This is a genomic window from Candidatus Ozemobacteraceae bacterium, assembly GCA_035373905.1.
Classification (GTDB): Bacteria; Muiribacteriota; Ozemobacteria; order Ozemobacterales; family Ozemobacteraceae; genus MWAR01.
The window spans coordinates 100,704-113,020 of the sequence record DAOSOK010000008.1 but is presented as its reverse complement, the minus strand read 5'-3'; the positions used below and the strand labels follow the sequence as shown (position 1 = coordinate 113,020).

The following is a 12,317-nucleotide window of genomic DNA, read 5'->3' as shown; positions in this document are numbered from 1 at the left end:
ATCGGCGCCCGGCTTCGGCCGGGCGCCGATTTGCTCATTTGCGGAGCGCCGCCTGCGCCGGTTCGGACGCCGTCGCCGGAACCGCCTCTGAAGCGATGGCGAGCGAGGCGAGGGCTTCCGCCATCAGCTCTTCGTTCAGCCGCAGGGCTTCACCGGAATCGGGAAGAGCGGTTTCATGCTCTTCCAAAAGGTCCTTCGGTATGGCGGTCTCGGATTCGATTCGCTCGCAGATTCGGCGGATCGCGCCGTCGTTTCCCTCGAACCGGTAGCGCAGGGCGAAACTGCGCCCCGGGGCCTGCCGGGCGGGGTGCCGGACGAAGGCGGCGGAGTCGCCTGGCCTGGTAACGAGAAACCGCTCCATGCGCGGTTCCTGCGCGAGGGAGACGGCTGATAGTATAATCATGAATATAATAATAAATGTTTTGTTCAAAGCTCGCGGTTCCCCGGTTTGCCGGTTCCGTACCACACCAGCAGATTGTCCATGACCCTGTAATCGGCTTCTCCGTTGCGTTTCAGCGCCGACAGCAGTCCTGAGAGCGTCGCGCGGTGAAGGAAATGTTCCCAGCCGGACTTCTGCAATTTGAAGCTTCCGAAGAACTGCTTCGCGAGCCGGTCGTACGGCTGGGGCCCGGTCAGCAGGTTTTTCACGAGCTCGAACGCATCCCGCACGTGCCGGATGTTCTCGGCCAGCAGGATGTCGATCCGCGATTCCGGGGGAAAATGGCCGCCGACGAAGGTTGATGCCGTGACGGTCTTCAGGCGTTCGAGCGTGTTCAAATGCTCGAGGGGATCGTAGATGAAGAGCAATCGGTGTTTCTGAATGGTATGGAGGGGGAACAGGGCGTCGCCCAGGAACGCGACGCCGTCGACGACGTAGCCGAGCTGGCCGATGGAGTGCCCTTCAAGCCTGAGAACCCCGATCCTCAGATCGTCGAATTCGAGCGTGTCCGACTCGATGGCCTCGGCCCTGGACGGCTCCGCGACGATCAGGGAGTTGATCAATTCGTCGGGTGGGGCGCCGCCGTACAGGGCGATCGCCTGCATGAGCGGGTTCGCGATGGCCGCGGCCTCGGTCGGGCTCGCGAGAACGCGGCAACCGGTCGCCTTCTGGATGAAGGCGTTTCCGCCGCAGTGATCGGCATGAGCGTGGGTGTTCAGAATCACGGCGGGTTCCAGCCGATACGCCGAGAGCAGCTCCAGCACGCGTCTCGCCATCCGGCGGTCGAGGCCGGAATCGATGAGCGCGACCCGGTCTCCGCCGAGCATGACAACGCCGATGTTCACCGGTCCGGGGATGAACCGGACCCGCCCGGTGATGCCCTGGAGTTCCATGGGAGCGGGTCAGTTCGGGCCGGAGCCGGCGTCGGGAGTTTTTCCGAGTTGCCCGTCTCCGATCACCACGATGCCGGCGTGACACCCGCTCAGCACCTCCACGGTGCAGTCTGGTGTGCCGACGTAGCCGATCTTCGGGGCGATGATTTCGACGTAGAAGGGGTTTTCCCGGTAGGGGGAGAATTGGGCGCGATAAATCCAGGCGTTGACCGGCGCATGCCCGCTTACCGTCAGGCGGACGCGGACGAACTGGAACGTTTCGCCGCCCTTCACGACGCGGAACGCCGGATGCCAGGGAAGAGGCCGGGTGGTGAAATCGGGAGTGATCACGACCAGCGGTTGCTCGAGAAGAATGTTGATCGTTCCGGGGTGGCAGATGCCGACTTCCGGAAAACATTCTCTGAAAAGCGGCATTTGCTCTCGCAGGGTGTTCTGACCTTCGCCGAGACCCTTCTGGATTTTGCCCTTGATAGCAGGGATCATGTCGTTCCTCCCTTGTTCGTCGGGATGCCAAATGTCTTTCCGACAGCATAATCCAAACCCCAGGGGAAGGGAAGAGGGAAAACTCGGGCGTTGGATGGAAGACCGGAATGTGGTATCCTGACGATCTTTCCGACACTTTACAGGAGCAGAACGACGTATGGACGACGAACAGGTTACCTCCCCGACCCCGCCGGAAGGCGGCCGCAAACGCAAGTTGACGAAGCGCGAGCGGGAACTCGAGCGGGAGATGATGAAGACACGCATGACGCCGGACGATCTCGCCGCGGCGCATCGCAAGTTCATGATGATCATGTTCGGCCTCTTCGCTCTCGTCCTCGTCCTGATGCTTGTCTTCAATCACCACGTCGAGTTCATGCCCGACGGCGGCATGTAAGCGCCGCGACAAGGAGAAATACGATGCCTCGTCATGATCAGCGTCGCCCGGACCAGCTGCGTCCTGTTTCGATCGAGCCCGGATTCGTCAAATACCCGCATGGCTCGGCTCTCATCACCTGCGGAGACACGAAAGTGATCTGCACCGTCACGGTCGACGAGAAGGTGCCGTCCTTCGTCGAGGCGCGTTCCAAGCCCCAGGGCTGGATCACTGCCGAGTATGCCCTGATGCCCGGCTGCGGCCTCGTACGCAACGCCCGCGCCGGCTACGGCACGACCACGGTCAAGGGCCGCGTGCATGAGATTCAGCGGCTGATCGGAAGGGCCCTCCGCGCCGCTCTCGATCTCGAAAAGCTCGGCCCGCGCACCCTCCAGATCGACTGCGACGTCCTTCAGGCCGATGGCGGCACCAGGACGGCATCCGTGACCGGCGCGATGGTCGCTCTCGAGATGGCTGTGAAAAAGCTGATGGCCGAGGGAAAAGTCACGGAAAATCCGATCGTGAACCGACTTGCCGCCGTCAGCGTCGGCGTGTTCCAAGGCGAAGCCCTTCTCGATCTCGATTATTACGAGGATTCTCGCGCCGAGACCGACCTGAATCTCGTCATGACGAGAGCCGGCGGATATATCGAAGTCCAGGGAACCGCCGAGCACGGCGTGTTCGACCGCGCGCAGCTCGATGCCATGCTCAAACTCGGAGAACAAGGCGTCAAAGAACTGTTTGCCGCGCAGGACAAGGCGATCGCACGTTTCCCATGAAACTCTGGATTGCCACCGGGAACCGCCACAAGTTGCAGGAGATCGGCGCGATTCTCGGCGAATCGGTGAATCTCCGATGCCAGCTCGATATTCCCGGCATCGGTGACGTGGCCGAAACGGGTTGCACCTATCACGAAAATGCCGAGATCAAGGCGCGAGCCCTCTGGGAATTAGTGAAGGAACCGGTTTTCGCCGATGATTCCGGCCTGGAGGTCGATGCGCTCGGCGGAAGGCCTGGAATCCACTCCCAGCGCTACTCGGCGCCAAATCCGACTCACGAGAAAAATATCGCCAAGCTCCTGAGCGAGCTTGGCGATCTGCCTGAGGAAAAAAGATCCGCGAGGTTCAGGTGCGTGGTTTGCTACATCAACCGTGGAGGGACACCGACTTTCTTCGAAGGAACGCTCGAAGGCCGGATTGGCTTCGAACCCCGTGGAAAGTGCGGCTTCGGTTTCGACCCCGTCTTCATGCTCCCGGAGCGTGGTTGTAGCGTTGCCGAGCTTTCCGAAGAGGAAAAAAACCGGATCAGCCACCGGGGGAGAGCTGTCGAAGCGCTGAAGCGCTATTTGAAACTGCCCTGAGGCACCAGCGCCGGAGATTTCGGAAACACCCGGTTTCCCTGAAACGACGACACAGGCCCGACTCAACAGATGAGTCGGGCCTGTGTCGTCGTTTCTCGAGTTCTCGTTCATCCCGAGAGTGGCGAGACATGAGATGCGTTCGCCTTTCGACAAGCTCAGGGCGAACGGGCGGCTTTCATTCTGGAAGAGTCGATCCTGCTTAAATCTATCATTATATTGCTATTATCATCGTCTATATATTGATAATAAGATTTTTATATCAATGTAATTATGATAATGATATTTTGTGCTGGACCGTGACGCATCAGCAGGATGACGTGAATGGGTTGCTCTTCTCATCATCGGCAGATAATGCGGATGACGTGAGAGCTGGAGCCGTATGAAGGCCGGCAATTGGAAAGGAGCCCTCGTCGATTGTCTGCGATTATTCCGATGGAATGCCGGCTTCTGGATGCCGAATCAGGAGTTCCTGGAGAGAGGTTGGGTGATCGAGGAGAAGGCAGGGAGTCCTGTCCCGCTTCCCGCCCGAATCTCGCAAGGCGGTGAAAAACGCCGATTCGAGAGCCTCTTTCAACGAATGCTTCGGAAAGCGGTGGCAACTCCAGGCGATGTGAGGGCAAGGGAGAATCGCGCCGGCGGGGGTGACGGAGAGGATGCGACCTCCCCCGGCGCAGGGGCCCGGATCGAGGCAGGGGGCGATGATTTCGAGCGAAGGCCTTTTTCGAGCTTCGAGACAGAAATGGTCGAGTTGCTTTCGTTCGTCGGTGGTGAGAGGCGTCAGATCGCCGGAAGACCCGTCATACGGAAGAAGCGGAGAGAAGGCGGCGAATGAGCAGCCGGTATCCGACAAAAGCGAAAGAAAGGCCGGCGAAGCGACTTCGCCGATGTTTTCCCTGTAGACCCTCGTCGAGGAGCCGTGTCGGATGCCGGCGTTCCCGAGCAGGGCCGCCGCCTCGGCGAATCGGCGGGGCGCATCAGGATGCCTGAAGCGCGCGGATGCGTCCGGTCCGTCGGTACTGAGAATCACCTGAACATTCGGGAAGCCGGCAAGTCTGTCGACGAGTTCTCGCCGGAGCAGAAACCCGTTTGTCGCAATCGAAAAGCTGGTGCCGGGAAATTTCGCAAGGCAATGAAGGATTGTCTCCGCTTCGAGAAGAGGTTCGCCGCCGCTGAACGAAACATGGGGAATGCCGATCGCTTCGGATTCGGAGAGGAGCCGGAGGACGAGGTCTCTGGGCAGCTTGCGCGGCGATTCGCTTTTTGAAATATAGCATGCTCTACAATGAAGATTGCAGGCTGCCGTGAGCTCGATGACGAGAACGTCGGGGGTTATCGTTCCCAGAAGCCTCGTGCGAACGGCTTTCGCCGCGAGTCTTCCGCTCAGACGCAGGAAAAACAGGTATTTCCCAAACGGTCGAATCATCCCGCGGCGTCGTTACGGTGTGGGAGTGCCGAGGCGGACCGGAGCCGTCGCCGTGATGGAGCGCTTCTGCGTTGTCGAGGCGGCTTGCGGAGCTTCGGGCACGAGCACGTAGGTGACCAGGAGATGCGCCACGACCCCGAACGCGGCGACACAGCAAAAGATGAGAAGTCCCAGCTTCGTATCGAGAACGGGCGGAAGGGGGCCGAAGCAGTGCCCCTTGCGCCTGTTTCCGGGGGCAAAGGGAGAGACGCTCATGACAACACCTTTTTCCAGGCGGTGACGACTTCCGTCGGAAGCTCCGCCGACTCTAGCATTTCGGCGCAGATGCCTCGCAGATGCTCGGGAATAGCCGCTTCGCGCTCCAGGATGTCGAGGGGGAGTTCCCAGTCGCGAGGAAAGACGATGCCGCCCGGGCACTTCCAGGAAGTGAGCGTGCCGTGTTCCCAGACGAGGATGTGGTCCATGAAGGCGATCCGGCCGGCCAGCAGGTTTCTGTCGGGATTCACGGCCGAGATGACGTGTGTGTTGTGAAGACCGACATGAAGATAGACGCGCGAGCTTCGGAAACTCTGGGGGAGTTCCTCGAGCGGGGAAGGCATCTCTTCGAGCGACTGGCCGAGAAGGCGGGGGGCGAGGAATCTCGCGATCTCGTCGCCTCCAGCCGTGCCGGCCAGTTCCAGCGTGCCGCCGATCATCTGGCCGGTGGCGTAGATGATCCGGGTGTGGATCGGCACGACGTTTCCGTCGAGCTCGAGTCGACCGGTCAGCAGTTCGCCTCGTTTCCCGACGGCGCCGAGCCCCTCTTCGGGTGTCAGAAACGCGATGCCGCCGACGCTGAGGTTGGCGACGACGAGGTGGCGGCCGGGATGCCCGTCGGGGGTGAATCGCGGCGCCCGGTCGCCTGCGCGGATGATGTAGCGCTGGTAGAGACGCTTTTCCTCGCGAATCAGGTTCGCGAGCATCTGGTCGCGCGCTTCCAGCGGCAGGGCCGCGCACTCGAGGATCTTCCGGCCCATTCTGACCGCCCGGTGCGAGGGGACCTTGAAGAACACGACGGTCGACGGATCGACTCTGCCGAAGCCCGATTTGCCCTTGTCGGAACGGAGCTTTCCCGTCTGGAACACCTGCGTTTCCTGGTTCCAGGTGATAATATAGTCTAAGAAATAATATTCTTCCCTCACGATCTCCCCGTCGAGGGCCTGCCAGAGGAATATCTGCGTTCCTTCCTCGCCCTGGAACCAGCGCATCCGGAGGCTGGGATCGTGGTGCTGGAGACGCGAACCGTCGATCTCGGTCATCGATGCGCCGATGATGCGGGGCTTGAGAAATTCGCTGATCAGCCTTGATGCCGCAGGCTTCAGACCGACGAAGGAACAGCCGAACACGGTGTCGAACCGGTTGCAGATCTTGAGGGTCGTCGCGAACCGCACGTTTTCGAGTTGAACGCTTGCTTCGAAAACCTGCCCGACCGAAACGGCGCCGTTCCCGGGGTGCTCGGACGGGATCTCGAACTTGAGGCCGCCGTAGCTGAGATTCAGGACGGGAAACGGCCCCTGCTCGCCGAGCCATACGAGGCCGTCCTCGAGGCCGATGCGCTGGAACCGGCGTCTCTCCCTTTGTGGCTGAGTCGGCTCCGGTGCCGATTCTTCCGGGGATCTCCCGGTGATCCAGTTCAACAGATTTTTGAACACCATATTTCGGTTATACCAGATTTCCCCATTCGATACCGGAAGAAATTCTTTGCCGTGCGTTGCCATCCCGTCGCCCCTTGTTCTCCGGGGAGATTTTGATACAATAGACGGCGGAAAGAGGGGAAACCATGGACTTGATCAAAGAACTGAGCGACCATATCCGGGCGCGATACCCGATGCTGTATCTCGTGACCAGCGAGGAAGGTCGGGCCATGACGGCCCTGGCCGACGTCGCCAAGGCCACGCAGAAGACGATGTGGGTCTGGTCGGCATCCGACGGGCTGCTCGACCCGAAGGGCGGCGAGATCAAAGACGCGAAGGGCGAGCCGATCGTGAGCCCGCTCAAGGCGCTGCGGTATGCCCTGCGGTCGCAGGAGCGCGCCCTGTTCGTTTTCAAGGATCTCCACCTCTTCTTCGAGGATCCGATGCCCGCCTACCTGAGCGATCCCCTGCAGGTGCGCCGCACCCTGCGCGACATCGCCGTGGCGTTCCGGACGAGCTACAAGAGCCTGGTTTTGCTCTCGCCGATCCTGCGCGTGCCGCACGAGCTCGAGAAAGAGATCACGGTGTTCGATTTCCCGATTCCCACGCAGAAAGAGATCGCCGGCCTGCTCGACAACGTGATCGCCGAGGTGAAGCGCATCCACGGCAGCAAGGTGAAGATCAGCCTCAGTGAGGACACCCGCGACCGGATCGTGAAGTCCGTTTCCGGCCTCACACAGGCCGAGGTCGAGAATGTGTTCAATCGGGCGATCGTGAACGACCTGCAGTTCGACGAAACCGACGTCCCGTTCATCCTTTCGGAAAAGAAGCAGATCATCCGCAAGAGCGGCCTGCTCGAGTATTACGAGGTCCAGGAGGAGCTGGCGAACGTCGGCGGCCTGGAAATCCTGAAAGACTGGCTGATCAAACGCGGCGAGGCGTTCACGGCCCGCGCCCGCGAGTTCGGCCTGCCCGAGCCGAAGGGCATCCTGCTGCTCGGCGTCCAGGGCTGCGGCAAGAGCCTGATCTCGAAGTCGATCAGCTCGCTGTGGCGGCTTCCGCTGCTGCGGCTCGACGTCGGCCAGATCTTCGGGAAATACGTCGGCGAGTCCGAAGAGAACCTGCGGCGCGCCATCCGCATGGCCGAGGCGCTTTCCCCGACCATCCTCTGGCTCGACGAGATCGAGAAGGCGTTCGCCGGCGTGTCGGGCGGCGGCGGCGACGGCGGCGTCAGCAGCCGCATTTTCGGCAGCTTCATCACCTGGCTGCAGGAAAAGACGGTGCCGGTGTTCGTCATCGCCACCTCGAACAACATCCGCGACCTGCCCGCCGAACTGCTGCGCAAGGGCCGCTTCGACGAGATCTTCTTCGTCGATCTTCCCACCGACGAGGAGCGGCGCGCGATCTTCACGATCCATCTCTCCAAGCGGCGCCGTGACCCGGCGAAGTTCGATCTGGCCGAACTCGCGGCCGTCAGCGAGGGGTTCTCCGGCGCGGAAATCGAACAGGCCGTCATCAGCGCCATGTTCGACGCCTTCCATGCCGGCCGCGACCTCGAGACGGGCGACCTGCGCAAGGCGCTCACCGAGACCGTCCCGCTCGCCGTCACGATGCGCGAGCAGATCGCCGGCCTGCGCGACTGGGCCGCGACCCGCGCCAAGCGCGCCTCGATCGGAAAACCGCCCGCCGCCGGAGCCACCGGCCGTGCGAAAGCTTCCGGTCTGAATCTCTTTGCCGATCCCGGAGAAACGCCCCGATGACGCCCGTGCTTCCCTTCAGACATGATTCCGACATCCTCGACCGGATCCGCAGACAGGGCGGAAGGACCTCGGAAGAGACGAAGTATCTGCAGCTCGTGACCGTGACGCTCGGCGGCTCGAAGTTCGCCATCGATGCGCTTGCGGTCGCCGAGGTGATGATGGCCCCCCCGCTGATCGCCGTTGGATCGAACGCTCCGCTGCTGGTCGGCGTCGTGAATGTACGCGGAAATATTATACCTGTGTTCGACCCGCGTTCCCGCCTCGGCGTCGGTGCGAAGTCCGAGAAAGCCCCCGGGGATGACGACGAGGAGCGTCTGCTCGTGTTCCGGACCCCCGAAGGCCTGCTGGCGCTCTACGTCGACGACGTGACGCTGCGGCTCGCCGACGGCCGCGTGCCGACGCGGCCGCCGGAGGGCGTGAGCATCACCCCCAGCTGCGCGCGGATCGCCGAGATCGGCGACGAATTGCTGCCGATGCTGGAAATCGACGTGTTGCTGAACGCCGACGAGCGCAGGGCGCTTGCCGACGTGAAAAATTCTTTTTGATAAATCAAATCCACCGAGGAGAAGTTGAAGATGGACAAGTATCGATGCACCGTTTGCGGATACGAGTATGACCCGGCCGTGGGAGATCCGGACGGCGGTATCGCCCCCGGGACCCCGTTCGAGAAGATCCCGGACTCCTGGGTCTGCCCGACCTGCGGCGTCGGCAAGGACCAGTTCGAAAAAATCTGATGCAGGGCTCGTTCATGCGGGGCTTTCCGACGGCGGAAGGCCCCGCGTGTCCTTTCAACGGCGCCGGAAGGCGCAGGAACGACGAAAAGCCGGCCGCATGAGAGATATCGAGGCAAGGAGTTACAGTATATGATGCAGTATATAAATAACATGAAACGCACGATCGCCGCCGCATGCATGCTGTTCGCATTTGCACATCCCGCTTTCACGAACGAACCCCCCGGCCTTGCGGAATACCGGCACCCGATGCCCGGGGTCGAGATACAGATCTGGCGAGACCCGGCGGGCGTTCCCCACGTCGTGGCGAGCACGACGGAAGGCGTCTACTGGGGATTCGGCTACTGCATCGGCCAGGACCGGATGATGCAGCTCGAGCTCCTGCGCCGCTCCTGCCGAGGCACGCTGTCGGAGCTGTTCGGCAAGGCGTTTCTCGACGCCGATACCCTCGCCCGCCGCGACCGGGTGCCGGAAGCGGAGCTGCAGGAGGGCTTCGGGCGGGCTCCGAATGCGTTCCGTACAGCCGTCGAGGCGTTCACCCGCGGCCTGAACCGCGCCGTCGAGCAGATGCGCCAGCGCCGGATTCCCGCTGATCCCGGCCTTGCCGCCGCCGGCGTCGAGGCGACGCCGTTCTCCGTCGTCGACGTGCTCGAAATCTTCGCCGGCACGATGGGCGCGAGATACAACGATTTCACCCAGGAGCTCGACAACCTCCACCTGCTCTCGGCGATGGTGCGCAAATACGGCGCCCGCGAGGCTTCGCGCATCTTCGAAGACGTCGTGTTCTACCGGGACCCCGCTGTCTACACGACGCTCGGCGACGTGCCGTTTCCGTTTCAGCAACACCTGCGACACTCGCCCCAGATGCCGTCCTATCTTCCCGGAACGGAGCCATACGATGCTCCAACTCTTCGCAGTCGCAAGCGCAATCAGACGCTGAAAATGATCGGTATTCCCGATAAATCCGGAAGCTATGCCGCCGTTCTGTCTCGTTTGCCTGAAGGGAAGCGCGAAGCATTCCTGTATGGTGGCCCCCAGATGGGCTACTTTTCACCCTCCGCCGTCTACGAGATCGGCCTGCACACGCCGGAGTTCGACCTCGTCGGAACGACGCCGGCCGGGTATCTCGCGCTCCTGTTCGGGGCGAACCGCGACCTGGGCTTTTCCGCGACGGCCGGAGTCGGCAACATCGTCGATGTCGTGACGTTCAGGCGGCTGGCGAGTGATCCCGCGATCCTGGTCGGCGGAAAGAACCCCGCTGTGCCGGAGTCGGGGGAGATCGCGATGCCGGTCGTCACCCGGACCGAAAAAATCCCGGTGAAGGGCTTGCGCCGGCCGGTCGAGCGAACGTTCGAAGACACCCCGCTCGGGCCGGTGATCGCGGCCGAAGGCCCCGTGGTGTATGTGAAGCATCGCGCCTGGAAAGGCCGCCTGATCGACTCCTACGCGGCCTGGTTCGCCTCGAACCATGCGAAAACCCTCGAAAACTGGCTTGACGCCAGCGACGGGATGGCCATTTCCATCAACTGGCTCGGCGCCGACCGGGGCGGCCACATCGCCTACGTACATACCGGCTGTGGAAAGAGCCGCAGGGATTTCGGCGACGACCGCCTTCCGACCGCGCAACCGACGGTATTCCCGTATCCCGACGTCCGGCTTGCCGGAACGGATCCGGCTTCGGGCTTTTACGCGAACTGGAACTGTCCGCCCGTGAACGAATACCGCGACGGCGACCTTCAGACCGGCTGGGGCGCGGACCAGCGCACGAAGTTCCTGGCCGAACAGCTCGCCGGAAACCGGGAACGCTGGTCCGTCGAGTATCTCAGGGAACTCGACCGGGCCGTGGCATTCACCGACCTTCGCGCCTGGTTCTTCCGAGAGCTTCTCACGAGCCTGATCGACGAGCCCTCCCTGACCGCCGGCGGAATCGCCGCTCTCGGGGCCTTGCGCGACTGGAACGGCCTGCGCACCGACGAGAACGGCGACGGGCTGCTCGATCATCCCGGCGCCGGCCTGTTCGATGCCTTCTGGAATCGCTTGTTCGGGACCGTGTTCGGGAATGCGCTGGGCGAATACGCCTGGATGCTCTCTTCCGACCCCACCTGGACGCAGACCTCGCTTCTCGCGAAAGCGCTGAAGGGAACCTCCCGCTTCGACTATCTGGGCGGAAAGCCCGCAAGCCAGGTCGTCACTGAAGTGTTCTCCGCGACGGTCGCCGGTCTTGCCTCTGAAGGCGCACGGCTGCCCTTGCTTCCGTGCCCGGCCATGGAGTTCGCCGGCGTGAACCACGTCGGCGCCCCGACCATGGCGCCCACGGCCTCGTGCACGCCATATATGAACCGCGGCAGCGACGTCCAGATCATGCACCTGAGCCCCGACGGCATCAGCATCATCGGCGTCATGCCCCCCGGCAACGCTGGCTGGGGAACCCACGCGACCGACCAGATGCCCGCCTTCAAGGCCTTCGAGTGGCGCGAGCGCCCCCTCTCGATCGACCACGTCCGCAGCCTCGCCACCCGCCTCCAGACAATCAAGCCCTGATCTTCACGACGTGAAAATCCCCCCTGATCCAGGGGGGATTTTTCGGAAATTACCCCCGTTCGCCCTGAGCTTGTCGAAGAGCGAGAGCCTGGCGTGCTTCGACAGGCTCAGCACGAACGGTATATCGAACATGCAAGTGATTGTCGTGTTACGTGTGAAACAAGGAGTATATATAAATAACCATATTGAAAGGGAGCGGTCATGACCGCTGAAAACGAATCTTCTTTCGACGTTCTCACCGATGGGAACCAAGGTCTGGAGGAACGGACCGGTGCTGCGGCTTCCCTTTGCCGGCAAGGTGCCGGTCTCTGGCGGAGCCTTTCCGATAAGAGGAAATCTGAACTGGCGGAGCGCCTGGCCGTTCTCCTCGGTAATCCCGAAGAGGAGCCCGATATCCGCACGGCGGCCGCGCAGGTGCTGCAGAACGCCGCGGGCGAGCTTCCCCCGGAGGTTCACCTGAGACTGTTCGATGTGCTGGCGACGACGATCCGAGAAGGGGCGGGCCGGAAACTGTTCCCCCTGATGCAGGAAACCTGGCTAATTCGGGGGACGTGTTACCGGATTCCCTGGTATCACGTCCCCTGAACTCGCGGTTTGAAGCCCGCCCCCCTCACCCCCAGCGTCGTAGGGTATAATGTACA

The 12,317-nt window shown here is 62.1% G+C and carries 14 protein-coding genes; 8 read left to right on the top strand and 6 right to left on the bottom strand.

Annotated elements, in window-relative coordinates; all coding sequences use genetic code 11:
* Positions 1-34: 34 nt before the first annotated feature.
* From PLU72_05820 to PLU72_05810, 3 genes are read right to left on the bottom strand one after another with little or no spacing between them, the layout of a single operon-like run.
* Positions 35-430 carry a hypothetical protein gene (locus PLU72_05820; protein ID HOT27685.1) on the bottom strand — a complete coding sequence of 132 codons (396 nt, stop codon included), beginning with the start codon at positions 428-430 and terminating at the stop codon, positions 35-37.
* Positions 427-1,332 carry an MBL fold metallo-hydrolase gene (locus PLU72_05815; protein ID HOT27684.1) on the bottom strand — a complete coding sequence of 302 codons (906 nt, stop codon included), beginning with the start codon at positions 1,330-1,332 and terminating at the stop codon, positions 427-429. The genes PLU72_05820 and PLU72_05815 overlap by 4 nt, the downstream gene beginning before the upstream one ends.
* Positions 1,333-1,341: 9 nt before the next feature.
* A complete protein-coding gene (locus PLU72_05810; protein ID HOT27683.1) occupies positions 1,342-1,815 on the bottom strand; it encodes a hypothetical protein in 474 nt (157 codons plus the stop codon).
* Positions 1,816-1,972: 157 nt separating this feature from the next.
* Between PLU72_05810 and PLU72_05805 the strand changes: the two genes are divergently transcribed.
* The 3 genes from PLU72_05805 to rdgB are packed head-to-tail and all read left to right on the top strand — an operon-like array spanning position 1,973 to position 3,548.
* Positions 1,973-2,209, top strand: a complete 237-nt coding sequence (locus tag PLU72_05805; protein ID HOT27682.1) for a hypothetical protein — start codon at positions 1,973-1,975, stop codon at positions 2,207-2,209.
* Between the two features lie 23 nt (positions 2,210-2,232).
* Positions 2,233-2,967 carry a ribonuclease PH gene (gene rph / locus PLU72_05800; GenBank protein ID HOT27681.1) on the top strand — a complete coding sequence of 245 codons (735 nt, stop codon included), beginning with the start codon at positions 2,233-2,235 and terminating at the stop codon, positions 2,965-2,967.
* On the top strand, positions 2,964-3,548 hold the full coding sequence (rdgB, locus tag PLU72_05795; protein HOT27680.1) for an RdgB/HAM1 family non-canonical purine NTP pyrophosphatase: 585 nt from the start codon (positions 2,964-2,966) through the stop codon (positions 3,546-3,548). The genes rph and rdgB overlap by 4 nt, the downstream gene beginning before the upstream one ends.
* A gap of 424 nt (positions 3,549-3,972) precedes the next feature.
* Here rdgB and PLU72_05790 read toward each other — a convergent pair whose 3' ends face one another.
* The 3 genes from PLU72_05790 to PLU72_05780 are packed head-to-tail and all read right to left on the bottom strand — an operon-like array spanning position 3,973 to position 6,665.
* Positions 3,973-4,971, bottom strand: a complete 999-nt coding sequence (locus tag PLU72_05790; protein HOT27679.1) for a radical SAM protein — start codon at positions 4,969-4,971, stop codon at positions 3,973-3,975.
* A gap of 12 nt (positions 4,972-4,983) precedes the next feature.
* On the bottom strand, positions 4,984-5,226 hold the full coding sequence (locus PLU72_05785; GenBank protein ID HOT27678.1) for a hypothetical protein: 243 nt from the start codon (positions 5,224-5,226) through the stop codon (positions 4,984-4,986).
* On the bottom strand, positions 5,223-6,665 hold the full coding sequence (locus PLU72_05780) for a hypothetical protein (protein HOT27677.1): 1,443 nt from the start codon (positions 6,663-6,665) through the stop codon (positions 5,223-5,225). Before PLU72_05780 ends, PLU72_05785 begins: the two co-directional genes overlap by 4 nt.
* 125 nt (positions 6,666-6,790) lie before the next feature.
* On the opposite strand from PLU72_05780, the gene PLU72_05775 reads away from it, so the two are divergent.
* The 5 genes from PLU72_05775 to PLU72_05755 all read left to right on the top strand — a co-directional run bounded on the left by PLU72_05775 (position 6,791) and on the right by PLU72_05755 (position 12,261).
* Entirely contained in the window at positions 6,791-8,404 is a 1,614-nt protein-coding gene (locus PLU72_05775; GenBank protein ID HOT27676.1) for an AAA family ATPase, read from the top strand.
* Positions 8,401-8,949 (top strand): chemotaxis protein CheW, encoded by a 549-nt coding sequence (locus PLU72_05770; GenBank protein HOT27675.1) that lies wholly within the window; start codon positions 8,401-8,403, stop codon positions 8,947-8,949. The genes PLU72_05775 and PLU72_05770 overlap by 4 nt, the downstream gene beginning before the upstream one ends.
* A gap of 30 nt (positions 8,950-8,979) precedes the next feature.
* Complete coding sequence (locus PLU72_05765) at positions 8,980-9,138, top strand: rubredoxin (protein ID HOT27674.1); 159 nt, start codon at positions 8,980-8,982, stop codon at positions 9,136-9,138.
* Positions 9,139-9,267: 129 nt separating this feature from the next.
* Positions 9,268-11,676: a penicillin acylase family protein gene (locus PLU72_05760; GenBank protein HOT27673.1), complete on the top strand. Its 2,409-nt coding sequence runs from the start codon at positions 9,268-9,270 to the stop codon at positions 11,674-11,676.
* A gap of 201 nt (positions 11,677-11,877) precedes the next feature.
* Positions 11,878-12,261, top strand: coding sequence for a hypothetical protein (locus tag PLU72_05755; protein HOT27672.1), 384 nt, complete (start codon positions 11,878-11,880; stop codon positions 12,259-12,261).
* The last annotated feature ends 56 nt before the right edge of the window (positions 12,262-12,317 follow it).

Coding starts and splice junctions, on each gene's coding strand:
- PLU72_05815 (HOT27684.1), bottom strand. CDS start 1,332: ATGGAACTCCAGGGCATCACCGGGCGGGTCCGGTTCATCCCCGGACCG.
- PLU72_05810 (HOT27683.1), bottom strand. CDS start 1,815: ATGATCCCTGCTATCAAGGGCAAAATCCAGAAGGGTCTCGGCGAAGGT.
- PLU72_05805 (HOT27682.1), top strand. CDS start 1,973: ATGGACGACGAACAGGTTACCTCCCCGACCCCGCCGGAAGGCGGCCGC.
- rph (HOT27681.1), top strand. CDS start 2,233: ATGCCTCGTCATGATCAGCGTCGCCCGGACCAGCTGCGTCCTGTTTCG.
- rdgB (HOT27680.1), top strand. CDS start 2,964: ATGAAACTCTGGATTGCCACCGGGAACCGCCACAAGTTGCAGGAGATC.
- PLU72_05790 (HOT27679.1), bottom strand. CDS start 4,971: ATGATTCGACCGTTTGGGAAATACCTGTTTTTCCTGCGTCTGAGCGGA.
- PLU72_05785 (HOT27678.1), bottom strand. CDS start 5,226: ATGAGCGTCTCTCCCTTTGCCCCCGGAAACAGGCGCAAGGGGCACTGC.
- PLU72_05780 (HOT27677.1), bottom strand. CDS start 6,665: ATGGTGTTCAAAAATCTGTTGAACTGGATCACCGGGAGATCCCCGGAA.
- PLU72_05775 (HOT27676.1), top strand. CDS start 6,791: ATGGACTTGATCAAAGAACTGAGCGACCATATCCGGGCGCGATACCCG.
- PLU72_05770 (HOT27675.1), top strand. CDS start 8,401: ATGACGCCCGTGCTTCCCTTCAGACATGATTCCGACATCCTCGACCGG.
- PLU72_05765 (HOT27674.1), top strand. CDS start 8,980: ATGGACAAGTATCGATGCACCGTTTGCGGATACGAGTATGACCCGGCC.
- PLU72_05760 (HOT27673.1), top strand. CDS start 9,268: ATGATGCAGTATATAAATAACATGAAACGCACGATCGCCGCCGCATGC.
- PLU72_05755 (HOT27672.1), top strand. CDS start 11,878: ATGACCGCTGAAAACGAATCTTCTTTCGACGTTCTCACCGATGGGAAC.